The 16,014-nt window shown below is 69.2% G+C and carries 13 protein-coding genes and 2 pseudogenes; 12 read left to right on the top strand and 3 right to left on the bottom strand.

What is annotated here, in order from left to right; genetic code table 11:
• Positions 1–4: 4 nt before the first annotated feature.
• Together LK409_RS17975 and LK409_RS17970 are read right to left on the bottom strand one after the other, a co-directional pair.
• Positions 5–508, bottom strand: a complete 504-nt coding sequence (locus tag LK409_RS17975) for a MarR family winged helix-turn-helix transcriptional regulator (RefSeq protein WP_003815019.1) — start codon at positions 506–508, stop codon at positions 5–7.
• 3 nt (positions 509–511) lie between these two features.
• Positions 512–1,402, bottom strand: coding sequence for an alpha/beta hydrolase (locus LK409_RS17970; RefSeq protein WP_003815017.1), 891 nt, complete (start codon positions 1,400–1,402; stop codon positions 512–514).
• Between the two features lie 222 nt (positions 1,403–1,624).
• On the opposite strand from LK409_RS17970, the gene LK409_RS17965 reads away from it, so the two are divergent.
• From LK409_RS17965 to LK409_RS17910, 12 genes and pseudogenes are all read left to right on the top strand, one after another.
• The gene (locus tag LK409_RS17965; protein WP_003815015.1) at positions 1,625–2,788 is read left to right on the top strand and encodes an ABC transporter substrate-binding protein; all 1,164 of its coding nucleotides are present in this window, start codon (positions 1,625–1,627) and stop codon (positions 2,786–2,788) included.
• Between the two features lie 96 nt (positions 2,789–2,884).
• The gene (locus tag LK409_RS17960; RefSeq protein ID WP_101613829.1) at positions 2,885–3,919 is read left to right on the top strand and encodes a branched-chain amino acid ABC transporter permease; all 1,035 of its coding nucleotides are present in this window, start codon (positions 2,885–2,887) and stop codon (positions 3,917–3,919) included.
• On the top strand, positions 3,805–4,770 hold the full coding sequence (locus LK409_RS17955) for a branched-chain amino acid ABC transporter permease (RefSeq protein WP_010929318.1): 966 nt from the start codon (positions 3,805–3,807) through the stop codon (positions 4,768–4,770). Before LK409_RS17960 ends, LK409_RS17955 begins: the two co-directional genes overlap by 115 nt.
• Complete coding sequence (locus LK409_RS17950; protein ID WP_003815010.1) at positions 4,767–5,561, top strand: ABC transporter ATP-binding protein; 795 nt, start codon at positions 4,767–4,769, stop codon at positions 5,559–5,561. The genes LK409_RS17955 and LK409_RS17950 overlap by 4 nt, the downstream gene beginning before the upstream one ends.
• Positions 5,555–6,257, top strand: a pseudogene (locus LK409_RS17945) (ABC transporter ATP-binding protein). Before LK409_RS17950 ends, LK409_RS17945 begins: the two are co-directional and overlap by 7 nt.
• Before the next feature lie 205 nt (positions 6,258–6,462).
• On the top strand, positions 6,463–8,814 hold the full coding sequence (locus LK409_RS17940; protein WP_010927122.1) for a bifunctional salicylyl-CoA 5-hydroxylase/oxidoreductase: 2,352 nt from the start codon (positions 6,463–6,465) through the stop codon (positions 8,812–8,814).
• Positions 8,811–9,602: an SDR family NAD(P)-dependent oxidoreductase gene (locus LK409_RS17935; protein WP_003815002.1), complete on the top strand. Its 792-nt coding sequence runs from the start codon at positions 8,811–8,813 to the stop codon at positions 9,600–9,602. Before LK409_RS17940 ends, LK409_RS17935 begins: the two co-directional genes overlap by 4 nt.
• Positions 9,603–9,623: 21 nt before the next feature.
• Positions 9,624–10,424 (top strand): annotated as a pseudogene (locus LK409_RS17930) (enoyl-CoA hydratase family protein).
• A gap of 2 nt (positions 10,425–10,426) precedes the next feature.
• Positions 10,427–11,596 carry an acyl-CoA dehydrogenase family protein gene (locus LK409_RS17925; RefSeq protein ID WP_010929317.1) on the top strand — a complete coding sequence of 390 codons (1,170 nt, stop codon included), beginning with the start codon at positions 10,427–10,429 and terminating at the stop codon, positions 11,594–11,596.
• 40 nt (positions 11,597–11,636) lie between these two features.
• Complete coding sequence (locus tag LK409_RS17920; protein WP_010929316.1) at positions 11,637–13,286, top strand: AMP-binding protein; 1,650 nt, start codon at positions 11,637–11,639, stop codon at positions 13,284–13,286.
• A 1-nt stretch (position 13,287) separates the two neighbouring features.
• A complete protein-coding gene (locus LK409_RS17915) occupies positions 13,288–13,722 on the top strand; it encodes an acyl-CoA thioesterase (protein ID WP_003814993.1) in 435 nt (144 codons plus the stop codon).
• Between the two features lie 24 nt (positions 13,723–13,746).
• Positions 13,747–14,148 carry a RidA family protein gene (locus LK409_RS17910; RefSeq protein ID WP_003814990.1) on the top strand — a complete coding sequence of 134 codons (402 nt, stop codon included), beginning with the start codon at positions 13,747–13,749 and terminating at the stop codon, positions 14,146–14,148.
• A gap of 93 nt (positions 14,149–14,241) precedes the next feature.
• On the opposite strand, the gene LK409_RS17905 is transcribed toward LK409_RS17910, so the two are convergent.
• Positions 14,242–15,867 carry a DUF342 domain-containing protein gene (locus LK409_RS17905; protein WP_010929315.1) on the bottom strand — a complete coding sequence of 542 codons (1,626 nt, stop codon included), beginning with the start codon at positions 15,865–15,867 and terminating at the stop codon, positions 14,242–14,244.
• Between the last annotated feature and the right edge of the window lie 147 nt (positions 15,868–16,014).

The following is a 16,014-nucleotide window of genomic DNA, read 5'->3' as shown; positions in this document are numbered from 1 at the left end:
CCTGTCACGAGGCGCCGTCGCGCTGGGCCAGCGCGCGATGGGCCACCACCTGCAGCTTCAGCTCGCCCAGCGCCTTGTACATGGCGTGGCGGCTGGCCTCGGGCAGGTCGTCGAGCATGCCGGTGACCCAGCTTTCGTGCGCGCGCGCCATGCGGGCGAAGGTGCGCTTGCCCTGCGGCGTCAGTTTCAGCACCGAGCTGCGCCGGTCGCTCTCCACCTTGGTGCGCACCACCAGCCCTTCCTTTTCGAGCTGGTCGGTGATGCCGGTGATATTGCCGTTGGTGACCATCATGTGGCGCGACAGCTCGCCCATCTTCATGCCCTTGGGCGCGCGCTGCAGCTGCGCCATCAGGTCGAAGCGCGGCAGCGTGGTGTCGAACTCGGTGCGCAGCCGGCTGCGGATCTCCGATTCGATCAGGTTGCAGCAGGTCAGCATGCGCAGCCACAGGCGCAGCGCGTGATGGTCCTCGGGCGCGGCGCGCGTTTCCAGGTCGGGAGTGTCGATCATGGCTCAGCGGATAGAGGGAGTGGGCGGGGGCGCAAGGCCCATCAGCGCGAAGATCGCCTGCGTCAGCGCGCCGGCGGGCTCGTTCAGGGTCAGCACGATGTCGTAATGATTGGTGCCGGGCATGGGGATGTAGCGGCCCGGGTAGCCGAGCGCCTGCCAGTCGCGCAGGAAGTCGTCGCTCTGGCGCTTGAATTCGTCGGTTTCGGTTTCGCCGTAGCTGACCACGATGGGGCAGCCGCGCCGCGGCATGTGCAGGGCGGGGCTGTTGCGCTCGGCGTCGGCCGGGCTCATGCGCATCCATTCGTTGATGTGGGTGTGCACCAGCGGGCGCAGGTCGAACAGCCCCGACAGCGGGGCGGCGCTGTGCACGATGTCCTCGGGCGCGCCGTACTGCCCGTGCCAGCCGCCGGCCAGCAGCGCGCCCACCAGGTGCCCGCCGGCCGAACTGCCGCAGATCGTGATGCGGGCCGGGTCGCCGCCGTACTCGGCGATATGGCGGTGTATCCAGGCCAGCGCGCGGCGGTTCTGGTCGACGATGCGGTCCAGCGTGACCGCCGGCGCTAGCGAGTAGTTGACCGCCACCACCAGCGCGCCGGCGCGGGTGAAGGCCGGCGCCATGTTGCACGAATCGCTCTTGTTGAGCGCGCGCCAGTAGCCGCCATGGATGTAGACCAGCACCGGGGCGGCGCGCACGCCGTCGGCCGGGAAGATGTCGAGCAATTCGTCGGGGTGATCGCCATAGGGGACGTCCAGCGTGCACGGCAGCGCGTCGCGCGCCTGCTGGCTGGCCTCGGCATAGCGCTTGAGAATCGGCTGGATGTCGGGTACTGTCGCGCGTGCGTTGTATTGCACATCGAGCGCAGCGCGATCGTAATGACGGTAGATAGCGGCCATGGCGTGGTTTATTGGGAAAAACCCTAGACTTGTTTTGCGGAATACTTTAAACCTAAACTATGACGCACGCCAGTTCCTTGCCGCAAATTCTTGCGGCGGCCTCGGGCGCGCGGGGCTGTGGGTCCGCGCGCCGCGCCGGCGGCGGGCTGCGCACTGAAGCATCCGAATCGAACGTCTCATAAGAACACACCTGCCGCGCGCCAAGCGCAAGGAGCTTCCACCATGCGTCTCATCCCTTCCCTGCTGGCCGCCCTGGCGCTTGCGCCCGGCCTGGCCAACGCCGATCCGATCAAGGTCGGCATCGCCAACGACATTTCCGGACCGTTCGCGGCGCTGGGCGCCGAGGCGCGTGATGGATTCAACCTGGCCATCAAGGAACTGGGCGGCAAGCTGGGCGGCCAGCAGGCCGAATTCCTGCAGACCGACATGGGCGGCAATCCGGACCAGGCGCGCCAGCTGGTGACGCGCTACATCCAGCGCGAGAAGGTCGATTTCTTCACCGGTCCGATCGGCTCGAACGTGGCGCTGGCCGTAGGGCCCGCGCTGTTCGCCGCCAAGATCCCCTACCTGTCTAACAACCCCGGCCCCAGCCAGTACGCGGGCGCGCAGTGCAACAAGTTCTGGTTCGGCAACTCGTACCAGAACGACGCCTTCCACGAGGCCGCCGGCAAGGTGGCCGCGGACCGCGGCTACAAGAAGGTGTTCATCATGGCGCCGGACTATCCGGCCGGCAAGGACGCCCTGACCGGCTTCAAGCGCGGCTACAAGACCGCCGTGGCCGAGGAGCTCTACACCAAGCTGGGCCAGATCGACTACGCGGCCGAGCTGGCGCAGATCCGCGCCGCCAAGCCCGATGCGGTGTACATCTTCCTGCCGGGCGGCATGGGCATCAATTTCGTCAAGCAGTTCGTCTCGACCGGCCTGGCGCAGGGCACCGCGCTGGTGGGCCCGGGCTTCTCGGCCGACGAGGACGTGATCCAGGCCGTGGGCGAACCGATGCTGGGCATGGTCAACACGGCGCAGTGGGCGCATGACCTGGACGTGCCGCAGAACAAGAAGTTCGTCGAGGCCTTCCGCAAGGAATACAACGGCCGCTATCCGTCGGTGTACGCCGCCCAGGCGTACGACGTGATCATGTCGATCGACGCGGCGGTCAAGCAGGCCGGCGGCAAGGCCTCCGACCGCGACGCCATCGTCAAGGCGCTCGAGCAGGCCGACTATCCGTCGGTGCGCGGCAGCTTCACCTACGGCAAGAATCACTACCCGATCCAGGCCTACTACGCACGCGTGGTCGAGAAGGACGGCAGCGGCCGCATCACCAACAAGCTGACCGGCAAGGTGTTCGACAAGTACCAGGACGTCTACGTCGGCGACTGCAAACTCTAGGACAGGCCCCGGCGGCGGCCGCGCGGGCGGCGGCCGCCGGCCAAACAGGCTCGCGGGCGGCCCGTCCGGGCGTGAGCGACGCGGGGGTAGTGTTTCATGACGTTTACGTTGATCGTCGAGCAGTTGCTGAACGGTCTGCAGTTCGGGTTGATGCTGTTTCTGATTGCCGCCGGCCTGACCCTGGTGTTCGGCATCATGGACATCATGAATCTGGCGCACGGCTCGCTTTACATGGCCGGCGTCTATGTCGCGGCCGAAACCATGCAGCGCACCGGGTCCTTCACGGCGGCGGTGCTGGTGGCCGCGCTGGCCACCGGCCTGGTGGGCGCGGTGCTCGAGCTCACGCTGATCCGCAAGCTGGCGGTGCGCGACCACCTGGCCCAGGTGCTGGGCACCTACGCCGTCATCCTGATCGCCAATGACCTGGTCAAGATGATCTGGGGGCCGGCGCCCGTCATGCTCAACATGCCGGCCGCCCTGTCCGGCCCGGTGCGCCTGCTGCCCGATCTGCTGTATCCGGCCTACCGGCTGATGATCATCGTGTTCGGGCTGGCGGCCGCCGCCGGCCTGTACTGGTTCGTGACGCGCACGCGCGCCGGCGTGCTGGTGCGCGCCGGCGCCTCCAATCGCCAGATGGCGACCCTGATGGGCGTGCGCGTGCCCTTGCTGTTCCTGGGCGTGTTCGTGCTGGGCGCGATGCTGGCCGCGGTGGCCGGCGCGTTGCTGGGGCCGGTGACCGCCGTGCAGATCGGCATGGGCGAGGGAATCCTGATCCTGGTGCTGGTGTGCATCGTCATCGGCGGCATCGGCTCGATTCGCGGGGCCTTCGTGGGCGCGCTGCTGGTCGGCATGGTCGACACCGCCGGCCGGGCCTTCCTGCCCATGCTGCTGCGCCAGGTGTTTCCGCCCGCCGTGGCTTCCAGCGTCGGGCCGACGCTGGCGGCCATCGCGATCTATGTCCTGATGGCGGGGGTGCTGGTGTTCCGGCCGGCCTGTTTCCGGCGCGCGGGTGAGCCATGCATAGATCGACTCTGTGGACGCTGGCCCTGCTGGCCGCGCTGGCGCTTTTCCCCCTGGTTGCGCCGGCGCTGGGCCTGGACTTCTATATCTCGTTCGTGCGGCGCGTACTGATCTACGCGCTGGCGGCCACCAGCCTCAACCTGATCCTGGGCTACGGCGGCATGGTGGCGCTGGGGCATGCCGCCTTCTTCGGCGCCGGTGCCTACGCCGTCGGCATCCTGGGGGCGGCCGGCATCACTTCGGCGCTGCTGGCCTGGCCGGCGGCGATCGCGCTGGCCGGCGCGCTGGCCTGGATCACCGGCGCGATCTCGCTGCGCACGCGCGGCGTGTACTTCATCATGATTACCCTGGCGTTCGCCCAGATGGTCTATTACGTGTTCATTTCGCTGCGCCAGTATGGCGGCGAGGACGGCCTGAACCTGTCGGGCTATTCCACGCTTCCCGGGCTGGACCTGGCCAATGACCTGACTTTCTATTATCTGGTGCTGGTCCTGTTCGCCGTGCTCATGGGCGTGTTCGGCCGCGTGGTCGATTCGCGCTTCGGCGCCGCCCTGCAGGGCATACGCGAGAACGAGTCGCGCATGGAGTCGCTGGGCTATCCGGTGTACCGGCTGAAGCTGACGGCTTTCGTCATCAGCGGCGCCGCGGCCGGGCTGGCCGGCGCCCTGCTGGCCAACCACAACCTGTTCATCTCGCCCAGCCTCATGCACTGGACGCAATCGGCCAACCTGCTGATCATGGTGCTGGTCGGCGGCATCGGCCTGCGCTATGGCGGAGTGGCCGGCGCCGTGGTCATGCTGGTGCTGGAAGAAGTGCTGCGGCAATGGACCGAGTATTGGCACCTGCCACTGGGCGTGCTGCTGCTGTGCGTGGTGCTGGACGCGCCGCGCGGGCTGGTGGGCCTGGTGGGCCCCTGGTTCGCCGGCCGCGCCGGCGCCGATTCGACGAGGGCCGGAACATGAACGCGCCTGCTGCTTCCCCCGCGCTGCGGGCCGACGGACTGGTGCGGCGCTTTGGCGCGCTGGTGGCCACCGACCGGGTCTCGCTCACGCTGGCGCCGGGCGAGATCCACGCCCTGATCGGCCCCAACGGCGCGGGCAAGTCCACGCTGATCCACCTGCTGTCGGGCACGCTGCCGGCCGATGCCGGCAGCCTGAAGATGGGCGAGCGCGACATCACCGCGCTCAATGCGCACCAGCGCGTGGCCGCCGGGCTGTCGCGCTCGTACCAGATCACCAATATCTTCAAATCGTTCAGCGTGCTGGACAACCTGCTGCTGGCCGTGCAGGCACGCGCCGGCAGCAGCTTCCGTTTCTGGCGCCGGCGCGCCGCCGAACGCGAACTCTACGATGCCGCCCACGAGCTGGCGCGCCAGTGCGCCATCGATGCCGGCATGCTGCAACGTCCGGCCGGCACGCTGCCGCACGGCGAGCAGCGCAAGGTCGAGTTCGCCCTGGCGCTGGCGGCCCGTCCCAGCGTGCTGCTGCTGGACGAGCCCATGGCGGGCATGGGGCCGGACGAAACCCTGCGGCTGACCGAGCTGATCGAAACGCTGCGCGGCCGGGCCGCCATGCTGCTGGTCGAGCATGACATGCAGGCCGTGTTCCGGCTGGCCGACCGCATCTCGGTGCTGGTGTACGGCCGGGTGATCGCCACCGGCACGCCCGAGCAGATCCGCGCCAATCCGGAGGTGCGCCAGGCCTACCTGGGCGACGAGGAACAGACCGCCGCGCTGGAGGGCGCCCGATGCTGAATGTGAACGCCGTGGAAAGCGGGTATGGCGCCAGCCAGGTGCTGTTCGGCGTGGACCTGGAGATCGGCGCCGGCCAGGTGGTGACTGCTGGGCCGCAACGGCATGGGCAAGACCACGCTGCTGCGCACCTTGTTCGGGCAGTTGCCGCTGCGCGCCGGCTCGGTGCGGTTCGCCGGCCAGGAGATCGGCGGCTGGAGCCCGGACCGCATCGCGCGCGCCGGCCTGGCCATCGTGCCGGAAGGACGCCAGTGTTTTCCCAACCTGACGGTGCGCGAGCACCTGACGGCCTTCGTGGCGGCGCGCAATCCGTCCATCGGCCAACCCTGGACGCCGCAGCGCGTGTTCGAACTGTTCCCGCGCCTGGGCGAGCGCGCCGGCAACATGGGCAACCAGCTCTCCGGCGGCGAGCAGCAGATGCTGGCCATCGGCCGCGCCCTGGTGACCAATCCGCGCCTGCTGATCCTGGACGAGGCGACCGAGGGGCTGGCCCCCAAGATCCGTGAGGAAATCTGGACCTGCCTGGCGCGGCTGCGCGAAGCCGGCCAGACCATCCTGGTCATCGACAAATACGTCGAACGCCTGCTCGGCCTGGCCGACCGCCATGTCATCCTGGAGCGCGGCAAGGTGGTCTGGAAGGGCGATTCCGCGGCGCTGGACGCCGATCGCGGCCTGTGGGAGCGCTATCTGGGGGTGTGAGCGCGGCGCCCGCCTTCCCGAAGTCTTCCTTCCTGCGCCGGCCTGTCCGGCGCAGCGCTTTTGGGGACGGCACGTTCCTGCGGGAAACCCGTCTTGCGAAGCCCGTCCCTAGGGTATATATTTCAAGCCTAAACTATCAAGGGTTGAACATATCAGGCGCGTCCGCGCGGGACAGGGCGGCGCCTGCCACGGAGCGTGTAACGCGATGAAGATAGTCTGCCTGGGCGGTGGCCCCGCCGGCCTGTATTTCGGCCTGCTGATGAAGTTGCAGGATCCGGCCAACGAAGTGACCGTCATCGAGCGCAACCGCCCTTACGACACCTTCGGCTGGGGCGTGGTGTTCTCCGACGCCACCATGGACAACCTGCGCCAGGCCGACCCCGTATCGGCCAAGACCATCGGCGACGCGTTCAACCACTGGGACGACATCGAGATCCACTACAGGGACCGCAGCATCCGCACCAGTGGCCACGGCTTCATCGGCATCGGCCGCAAGCACCTGCTCAACATCCTGCAGGCCCGCTGCGAGGAGGTCGGCGTCAAGCTGGTGTTCGAGACCTTCGTGCAGGACGACCAGGCCCTGGCGCGCGACTACGACGCCGACCTGGTCATCGCCGCCGACGGTATCAACAGCGTGGTGCGCACCCGCTACGCCGACACCTTCACCCCCGATATCGACCAGCGCCGCTGCCGCTTCGTCTGGCTGGGCACGACCAAGGTATTCGACGCCTTCACGTTCGCCTTCGTGCAGAATGAACACGGCTGGTTCCAGGCCCATGCCTATCGCTTCGAGGACGGGCTGTCCACGTTCATCGTCGAGACGCCCGAGGAAACCTGGCAATCCGCCGGCATCGAGGGCATGAGCCAGGAAGACGGCATCGCCTATTGCGAGCGGCTGTTCGCGCCCTGGCTGGACGGCCACCGCCTGATCAGCAACGCCAAGCACATACGCGGCGCGGCCATCTGGATCCGCTTCCCGCGCGTGATCTGTCCGCATTGGGTGCGCTGGAACCGCCTGCAGACGCCGCGCGGCGAGCGCGACGTGCCGGTGGTGCTGATGGGCGACGCGGCCCACACGGCGCACTTTTCCATCGGCTCGGGCACCAAGCTGGCCCTGGAAGACGCCATCGAGCTGGCGCGCTGCCTGGACGGCCGGCGCGGCGACCTGCGCGGCGCGCTGCAGCACTACGAAGACGTGCGCAGCGTGGAAGTGCTGAAAATACAGAACGCGGCGCGCAACTCGACGGAATGGTTCGAGAACGTGCGGCGCTACGCCAACCTGGAGCCCGAGCAATTCGCCTATTCGCTGCTGACCCGTTCGCAGCGCATCTCGCACGAGAACCTGCGGCTGCGCGATGCCGCATGGCTGCAAGGATACGAGGCCTGGATCGCCGAGCGCGCCGGGGCCGGGCCCGCGCCGGGCGCGCAGGCGCCGCTGCCCATGCTCACGCCGTTCCAGGCGCGCAGCGTGCGGCTGGCCAACCGTATCGTGGTCTCGCCCATGGCCATGTACTCCTGCGTCGACGGCGTGCCCGGCGAATTCCATCTGGTGCACCTGGGGGCGCGCGCGCTGGGCGGCGCGGGGCTGGTCATGGTGGAGATGACCTGCACCTCGCCCGACGCGCGCATCACCCCGGGCTGCCCCGGCCTGTGGAACGACGAGCAGGCCGGCGCCTTCGGCCGCATCGTCGACTTCGTGCACGGCAACAGCGCCGCGCGCATCGGCATCCAGCTCGGCCATGCCGGCCGCAAGGGCTCGACCCAGCTGGGCTGGCAGCAGATGGATCATCCGCTGCCCGAGGGCAACTGGCCGCTGCTGTCGGCCTCGGCGCTGCCGTACCTGCCGGGCGTGTCGCAGACGCCGCGCGCCATGACGCGCGCCGACATGGACCGCGTGCGCGAGGACTTCGCCGCCGCCGCCCGGCGCGCCGCCCGGGCCGGCTTCGACTGGCTGGAACTGCATTGCGCCCACGGCTATCTGCTGTCGTCGTTCATCTCGCCGCTGACCAACCAGCGCGACGACGAGTATGGCGGCAGCCTGGAGAACCGCCTGCGCTATCCGCTCGAAGTGTTCCGCGCGGTGCGCCAGGCCTGGCCGGCCGAGCTGCCCATGTCGGTGCGGATTTCGGCGCACGACTGGGTCGAGGGCGGCATCACCGCCGACGACGCGGTCGAGATCGCCCGCCATTTCAAGGCGGCGGGCGCGGACATGATCGATTGCTCGTCGGGACAGGTCAGCCCCGACCAGCAGCCGGTATATGGCCGCATGTACCAGACGCCGTTCGCCGACCGGGTGCGCAACGAGGCCGGCATCGCCACCATCGCGGTGGGCGCGATCTTCGAGGCCGACCACGCCAACGGCATCATCGCCTCGGGCCGCGCCGACCTGTGCGCGCTGGCGCGCCCGCACCTGGCCGATGCCGCCTGGACGTTGCGCGAGGCGGCCCGCGTGGGCTATCGCGATGTGCACTGGCCCGACCAGTACGTGGCCGGCAAGCGGCAACTGGAAACCAATTTCGAACGCGCCGCCATGCTGGCGCAACTGGACATCAAATGAGCACATCCACACAGGCCTTGGCCGGGCGCCACGCCCTGGTTACGGGCGGTGCGCGCGGCATCGGGCTGGCGTGCGCGCGCGCGCTGCTGGCGCGCGGCGCCAGCGTCACCTTGCTGGGCCGTGACGGCGGCGCCCTGGATGCCGCCGCCGACCAGCTGGCGCGCGCCGGCCGGGTGCAGACCGCCAGCGCCGACGTGGCCGACGCCGCCTCGGTGCGCGCGGCATTCGAGCAGGCCGCGCGCGCGCTCGGGCCGGTCGCGATCCTGGTCAACAACGCCGGCCAGGCGGTCAGCCAGCGCTTCGACCGCACCGACGAGGCGCTGTGGCAGCGCATGCTGGCGGTCAACCTGACCGGCACGTTCCACTGCATCCAGGCGGCCCTGCCGGGGATGCTGGATGGCGGCTGGGGCAGGGTGGTCAACGTCGCCAGCACCGCCGGCCTGATCGGCTACGCCTACGTCAGCGCCTACTGCGCCGCCAAGCATGGCGTGGTGGGCCTGACCCGCGCGCTGGCGCTGGAGACGGCGCGCAAGGGCGTCACGGTCAACGCCGTGTGCCCGGGCTACACCGAAACCGACATCGTGCGCGGCGCGGTGGCCAACATCGTGGAGAAGACCGGCCTGAGCGAGGCCGAGGCGCGCGCCACGCTGGCCGAACGCAATCCGCAAGGACGCCTGATCAACCCCGAGGAAGTCGCGGAAACCGTGGCCTGGCTGGCCCTGCCCGCCTCGGCAGCCATCAACGGCCAGGCCATCGCCGTCGACGGCGGCGAAGTCATGACTGGCTGAGAACCCGAAAACGGAGAGGAAATGACGCAATCCGAGCAAGTCCACACCATGAAGCACCACAAGCGGCCGTATGCCGGCCATGCCGCGCGCACGTTCCAGTGGCAGGTGTCCGACGACGGCAAGATCGCCACCATCACGCTGAACCGGCCGGAACGCAAGAACCCGCTGACGTTCGACTCGTACGCCGAGCTGCGCGATCTGTTCCGCGGCCTGGTCTACGCCACCGACATCAAGGTCGTGGTGCTCACCGGCGCGGGCGGCAACTTCTGCTCGGGCGGGGATGTGCACGAGATCATCGGGCCGCTGACGCGCATGAGCATGCCCGAGCTGCTGGACTTCACCCGCATGACCGGCGACCTGGTCAAGGCCATGCGGGCGTGTCCGCAGCCCATCGTGGCGGCGGTGGACGGCGTGTGCGCCGGCGCCGGGGCGATGATGGCGCTGGCCTCGGACATGCGGCTGGGCACGCCGGCGGCGCGCACGGCCTTCCTGTTCACGCGCGTGGGGCTGGCCGGCGCCGACATGGGCGCCTGCACGCTGTTGCCGCGCATGATCGGCCAGGGCCGCGCCAGCGAGCTGCTGTACACCGGCCGCGCCATGAATGCCGACGAGGGCCTGTAATGGGGGTTCTTCAATGCGCTGCATGATCCGGCCGAGCAGCTGGCCGCCGGTCCGACCTTCGCGCACGGCGTGACCAAGAAGCTGCTGCACCAGGAATGGAACATGGGCGTGGACGAGGCCATCTGCATGCAGACGCAGGATTTCCGCCGCGCCTACGATGCCTTCGTGGCCAGGCGCAAGCCGGTGTTCGAGGGGGACTGAGCATGCCGGATCTCTCCTGGCAGGACTGGCCCTTCTTCGACCCCCTCCATCGCGAACTGGCGCGCGAACTGGAGGCCTGGTGCGGCCCGGCGCTGGCGGCCATCGACCATCGCGACACCGACGCCGCCTGCTGCGCCCTGGTGCGCAGCCTCGGCCAGGCCGGCTGGCTGCGATATGCGGTGCCGGCCGGGCCGGGCGGCGGCTGGGGCGGGCGCCTGCCCAAGATCGACTCGCGCGCCGTGTGCATCCTGCGCGAAACCCTGGCGCGCCACGACGGGCTGGCCGATTTCGCGTTCGCCATGCAGGGGCTGGGCAGCGGCGCCATTTCGCTGATGGGTAGCGATGCGCTGCGTCAACAGTACCTGCCGCCGGTGGCGCGCGGCGAGGCGATCGCCGCTTTCGCGCTGTCCGAACCCGAGGCGGGTTCGGACGTGGCGGCGCTTGCCTGCGAGGCGCGCGCCGACGGCGACGGCTATGTGCTCAATGGCGAGAAGACCTGGATCTCCAACGGCGGCATCGCCGACTTCTATTGCGTGTTCGCGCGCACCGGCGAGGCGCCCGGCGCGCGCGGCATCAGCGCGTTCGTGGTCGATGCCGGCACGCCGGGGCTGGAGATCGCCGAGCGCATCGACCTGATCGCGCCGCATCCGCTGGCCCGGCTGCGCTTTGCCGACTGCCGCATCCCGGCGTCCCGGCGCCTGGGCGAGGCGGGGCAGGGCTTCAAGCTGGCCATGATGACGCTGGACATCTTCCGCGCCTCGGTGGCGGCCGCCGCGCTGGGCTTTGCGCGCAGGGCGCTGGACGAGGGCCTGGCGCGGGCGCGCGGGCGCCGCATGTTCGGCCAGACCCTGGCCGACCTGCAGCTGACGCAGGCCGCGCTGGGCGACATGGCGACCGCCGTCGATGCGTCGGCGCTGCTGACCTACCGCGCCGCGTGGATGCGCGACGTGCAGGAGGTGCGCACCACGCGGGAGGCGGCGATGGCCAAGATGACGGCCACCGAATCGGCCCAGGCGGTCATCGACCGGGCCTTGCAGATGTTCGGCGGCGCGGGCGTGGTGGCGGGCGCCACGGTCGAGCGCCTCTACCGCGAGATCCGGGCATTGCGCATCTACGAGGGCGCCACGGAAGTGCAGAAACTGATCATCGCCCGGGAACTGCTCAAGTCCTGAGCGCGGCGAGATCCACATCATCGACACAGGGGAAACAACCATGGAACCCTCCGCACACCTGGACAGCTTCGCGCGCGACAACCTGCCGCCCGCGAGCGAGTGGCCCGAATTCCTGCTCGACGGTCCCGACGTGGCCTATCCGAAGCGCTTCAATTGCGCCGCCGAGCTGGTCGACGCCATGGTGCGCCAAGGCCATGGCGAACGCGTGGCGCTGCGCTGGCGCCAGGACGAGCGGATCGAGACCATGACCTACGGCCAGCTGCAGGCGCTGACCAACCGCATCGCCCGCGTGCTGGTCGAGGACATGGGCCTGGTGCCGGGCAACCGCCTGTTGCTGCGCGGCCCCAACAATCCGATGATGGCCGCCGCCTGGCTGGGCGCGATCAAGGCCGGGCTGGTCACGGTGCCCACCATGCCGCTGCTGCGCGCCAAGGAGCTCAGGCAGATCATCGAGAAGGCGCAGGTGCAGGCCGTGCTGTGCGATGCCCGGCTCAAGGACGAGGCGCTGCACTGCGCCGCGCCCGCCCACGAGCACTATTGCCCCGGACTGGGCCAGGTCATGCTGTTCAACGACGGCGCGCCCGATGCGCTGGACGCGCGCGCCGCGGCCAAGCCGGAGGATTTCCCGGCCTGCGACACCGCCGCCGACGACGTGTGCCTGATCGCCTTCACCAGCGGCACCACCGGCGCGCCCAAGGGCTGCATGCATTTCCACCGCGATGTGCTGGCCATGTGCGACCTGTTCCCGCGCCACGTCATCAGGCCGGGGCCCGACGACATCTTCTGCGGCACGCCGCCGCTGGCCTTCACCTTCGGGCTGGGCGGGCTGCTGTGCTTTCCGCTGCGCGTGGGCGCCAGCGCCGTGCTGGCCGAGAAACTGAGCCCCGACACGCTGCTGGCGCTGATCCACGATTTCCGCGCCACCATCTCGTTCACCGCGCCGACCTTCTATCGCCAGATGGCCGCGCTCGCGCCCAAGTACGACATCTCGTCGCTGCGCAAGAGCGTGTCGGCCGGCGAGGCGCTGCCCGACGCCACCCGCCAGCTGTGGCGGCAGGCCACCGGCATCGAGATGATCGACGGCATCGGCGGCACCGAGATGATCCACGTGTTCGTCTCCAGCCCCCCCGAGGAGGTCCGCCAGGGCGCCATCGGCAAGGCGGTGCCGGGCTACGTGGCCGAGGTGGTCGACGAGCAGATGCGCCCGGTGCCCAACGGCACGGTGGGGCGGCTGGCCATCAAGGGCCCCACCGGTTGCCGCTATCTGGCCGACGAGCGCCAGCAGCGCTTCGTCCAGCAAGGCTGGAACCTGCCGGGCGATACCTTCTTGCGCGACGACGATGGCTATTTCTTCTACCAGGCGCGCAACGACGACATGATCATCTCGGCGGGCTACAACATCGCCGGCCCGGAGGTCGAGGACGCGCTGCTGCGCCACGAGGCGGTGGCCGAGTGCGGGGTGGTGGGCGCGCCGGATGACGACCGGGGGCAGCTGGTCAAGGCCTATGTGGTGTTCAAGCCCGGCTACGAGCCGGACGACGCGCTGGCCGCGGCGCTGCAGGCCTTCGTCAAGGCCGGCATCGCGCCGTACAAGTATCCGCGCGCCATCGAGTTCGTCGATGCGCTGCCGCGCATCGAGACGGGCAAGCTGCAGCGTTTCGCGCTGCGCCGCATGGCGGCGGAGGGTTGAGGTGGCCGAGCCGTTCGTCAGCGAGGTGGAGGTGCGGTTCCGGCATTGCGACCCGGCCGGCATCGTGTTCTACCCGCGCTATTTCGAGATGATCAATGACTTTGTCGAAGAGTGGTTCGACAAGGGCATGGGCCTGCCGTTTCATGCATTGCACGTGGACCGCCATATCGGTACGCCGCTGGCGTCGGTGCAGTGCGACTTCAGCGCGCCCAGCCGCTGGCACGAACGCCTGCGGCAGGAGCTGAGCGTGCGACGCATCGGGGGAGCGTCGTTTCGCGCGGATGTGCGGTTTCTGGGGCCGGACGACCGTCTGCGGCTGTCGGCCGACCTGACCATCGTCACGGTGGACCTGCGCAGCATGCGCTCGACGCCGCTACCCGATGACCTGCGCGCCCGCATGCAGGCGTTCCTGTCGCCGCAGGCGCGGGACGCATAACGTTTTTACAAGAGGATCCATGACATGAAAATTCTGCAACCGCCGGACTGGCTCGCGCCGCGAGGCTATTCGAACGGCACGCTGACCGAGATGGCGGTCGGCTCCAAGCTGGTGTTCGTCGGCGGGCAGGTGGGCTGGAACGGCCAACAGCAGTTCGAGACCGACGATTTCGCCGAGCAGGTGCGCCAGACCCTGGTCAATGTCCTGGCCATCATGGCCGAAGGCGGCGCCGGGCCGCAGCACATCGTGCGCATGACTTGGTACGTCAAGAACAAGGCGGAGTACGTGGCGTCCTATCCGGAAATCGGCAAGCACTATCGCGAGCTGATCGGCCGCCATTTCCCGGCCATGACCGCGGTCGAAGTCGCCGACCTGATCGAGGACCGGGCCAAGGTCGAAATCGAAGTCACCGCCGTGATTCCCTGACGCGGCGATCCGGGCGCCTGTCCCGCAGGGGGAGCGACACCCGCGGCCAGGGTGCCTGTCCCCGCCGGGACAGGCACCCCACTGCCCGGCCCGTCAGCGGATCGCCAGCTCGCCCTGCTCCAGCACGGCCTTGCCGCCGACCTGGTCCTCCAGGAATTCGGTCACCTTCACGCCCAGGTGCAGCGTCACGCCGCCGAAGAAGCGCCGCGAGGCCACGATCATGGCGGTCTCCAGGGGCTGCAGCTCCTTGGCCAGGCGTGCGTCCTCGGCCTGCAGCTCCACCAGGTCGGCGCTGATCTTGGCGTGCGTCTGGCGGGCGCGCTCGCTCATGTTGTTGACGTTCTTGGCCGGGTTGTTGTGCAGGAACAGGATCAGCTTTTCCAGCTTGGCCTTTTCCTCTTCCAGCTCGCGCGCGCGCGTCTCCAGCGCGGCGCGCTTGGCGTTGGCGTGCGGGTTCAGGCCGGCGCGCACCACGGTGGGAATGCCGGCCATCGAGCCCAGCGTTCCGGCGTGCACCGATTTGTACGCATGCGCCGTGCCGCCGGTGATCACGCCCTGCTGCGAGCCCGGCGGGCCGACGGTGATGGTTTCGCCGGCGGTCACCGTGCTCTGGCGGATCTCGCGTTCGGCCGCCACGTTCTTCTCGGCGCGCACCTGCGCGTTGTCGATGAAGCGCGCCTTGACCGACCCGCCGCTGACGATGCGGGCCATGCGGCTGCCGCCGCGGCTGTCCGCGACCCCTTCGGCGCTGCCGATGATGCCGCCGTTGACGGTGACGTTGCCGCCGGCCTCGACGTGGGCCGCCTCGATCGTGCCGTTGACCACGACATCGCCCGATACCCGCACGTGCATGCCGGCGGTGATGTCGCCCTTGACGCGCAGGGTGCCCTCGAAGTCGATGTTGCCCGAGCTCAGGTCCACCGCGGGCACTTCCACCAGCGAATTGACCGTGGCGCCGTGCTGCACCAGCATGGGCGAGCCGGCGATGGCCGCGCGCAGCAGGCCGGGGTCTTCCGGATCGACCTCCACGCCATTGAGCTTGGGGACGAAGGGCGGGTCGGCCACGGTCGGCGGCGCGACCGGGCCGCCCAGCACGTCGGTGCCCGGCTGGCCCGGGGTCGCCGGGATACGGCGCATCAGCGGCGTGCCGGCCGACACCAGGGTCAGGTCGCCCAGGTTGCGGTAATCGATGATGGCGTTCTCGTCATCCTCGCTCAGGCGCGTCTTCAGCGCGTCCAGCAGGCTTTCGAAGCGCGCCGGCTCGCCCGCCTCGGGCAGGGTGCCGCGTGCGATCTCCAGGGCCTCGCAGGCGCCGCGCTCCAGGGCCTGGCGCAGCGCTTCGGGGATGAGGCCGTGCACGATGCCGTGCGCCTGCAGGCCGGCCAGCAGGTCGGATTCGCCGACCGGCTGGCCGCCCTTGGGGGCACGCAGGGTCAGTTGCGCGCTCATGCGGTCTTCGGCCACCTCCAGCTCGAATGTGCCGTTGCGCACCTCGCCGATGCAGGCCTCGACCGGGCCGGCCGTATCGCGGCATTGTTCGATGAACACGATGGCGCTGATCTGGTCGAGCACCGTGGCCGGCCATCCGCGCGCCTGCACGGCCGCCACCAGCGTGTCCCAGGTGGGCAGCGTGTCGTTCTCGCCGGTCGGGGCATAGGCGGCCGATAGGACGCACGTCGCCTCGTCCAGCTCGAGCTGGAGCGCATTTGCGATGGTCATGTCTGTTCCTGCGGGTCCGGCCCGCTGCCGCGCGTCGGGGCAGGGCCGGTCGGCGATGTCATTAGGTGGGTAATATGTGGAAATATCGAGTTATATTAAGCCATAGATCGTGAAATCAATCGAGCCGGGGTTTCCCTGGATTTCGCG

Source organism: Bordetella parapertussis (assembly GCF_020735925.1).
GTDB lineage: Bacteria > Pseudomonadota > Gammaproteobacteria > Burkholderiales > Burkholderiaceae_B > Bordetella > Bordetella pertussis.
This window is presented reverse-complemented; position numbering and strand designations above follow the sequence as displayed.

Excerpts from the sequence above, each read along its gene's own strand:
- LK409_RS17975 (WP_003815019.1), bottom strand. The coding sequence starts at position 508 with ATGATCGACACTCCCGACCTGGAAACGCGCGCCGCGCCCGAGGACCAT.
- LK409_RS17970 (WP_003815017.1), bottom strand. The coding sequence starts at position 1,402 with ATGGCCGCTATCTACCGTCATTACGATCGCGCTGCGCTCGATGTGCAA.
- LK409_RS17965 (WP_003815015.1), top strand. The coding sequence starts at position 1,625 with ATGCGTCTCATCCCTTCCCTGCTGGCCGCCCTGGCGCTTGCGCCCGGC.
- LK409_RS17960 (WP_101613829.1), top strand. The coding sequence starts at position 2,885 with ATGACGTTTACGTTGATCGTCGAGCAGTTGCTGAACGGTCTGCAGTTC.
- LK409_RS17955 (WP_010929318.1), top strand. The coding sequence starts at position 3,805 with ATGCATAGATCGACTCTGTGGACGCTGGCCCTGCTGGCCGCGCTGGCG.
- LK409_RS17950 (WP_003815010.1), top strand. The coding sequence starts at position 4,767 with ATGAACGCGCCTGCTGCTTCCCCCGCGCTGCGGGCCGACGGACTGGTG.
- LK409_RS17940 (WP_010927122.1), top strand. The coding sequence starts at position 6,463 with ATGAAGATAGTCTGCCTGGGCGGTGGCCCCGCCGGCCTGTATTTCGGC.
- LK409_RS17935 (WP_003815002.1), top strand. The coding sequence starts at position 8,811 with ATGAGCACATCCACACAGGCCTTGGCCGGGCGCCACGCCCTGGTTACG.
- LK409_RS17925 (WP_010929317.1), top strand. The coding sequence starts at position 10,427 with ATGCCGGATCTCTCCTGGCAGGACTGGCCCTTCTTCGACCCCCTCCAT.
- LK409_RS17920 (WP_010929316.1), top strand. The coding sequence starts at position 11,637 with ATGGAACCCTCCGCACACCTGGACAGCTTCGCGCGCGACAACCTGCCG.
- LK409_RS17910 (WP_003814990.1), top strand. The coding sequence starts at position 13,747 with ATGAAAATTCTGCAACCGCCGGACTGGCTCGCGCCGCGAGGCTATTCG.
- LK409_RS17905 (WP_010929315.1), bottom strand. The coding sequence starts at position 15,867 with ATGACCATCGCAAATGCGCTCCAGCTCGAGCTGGACGAGGCGACGTGC.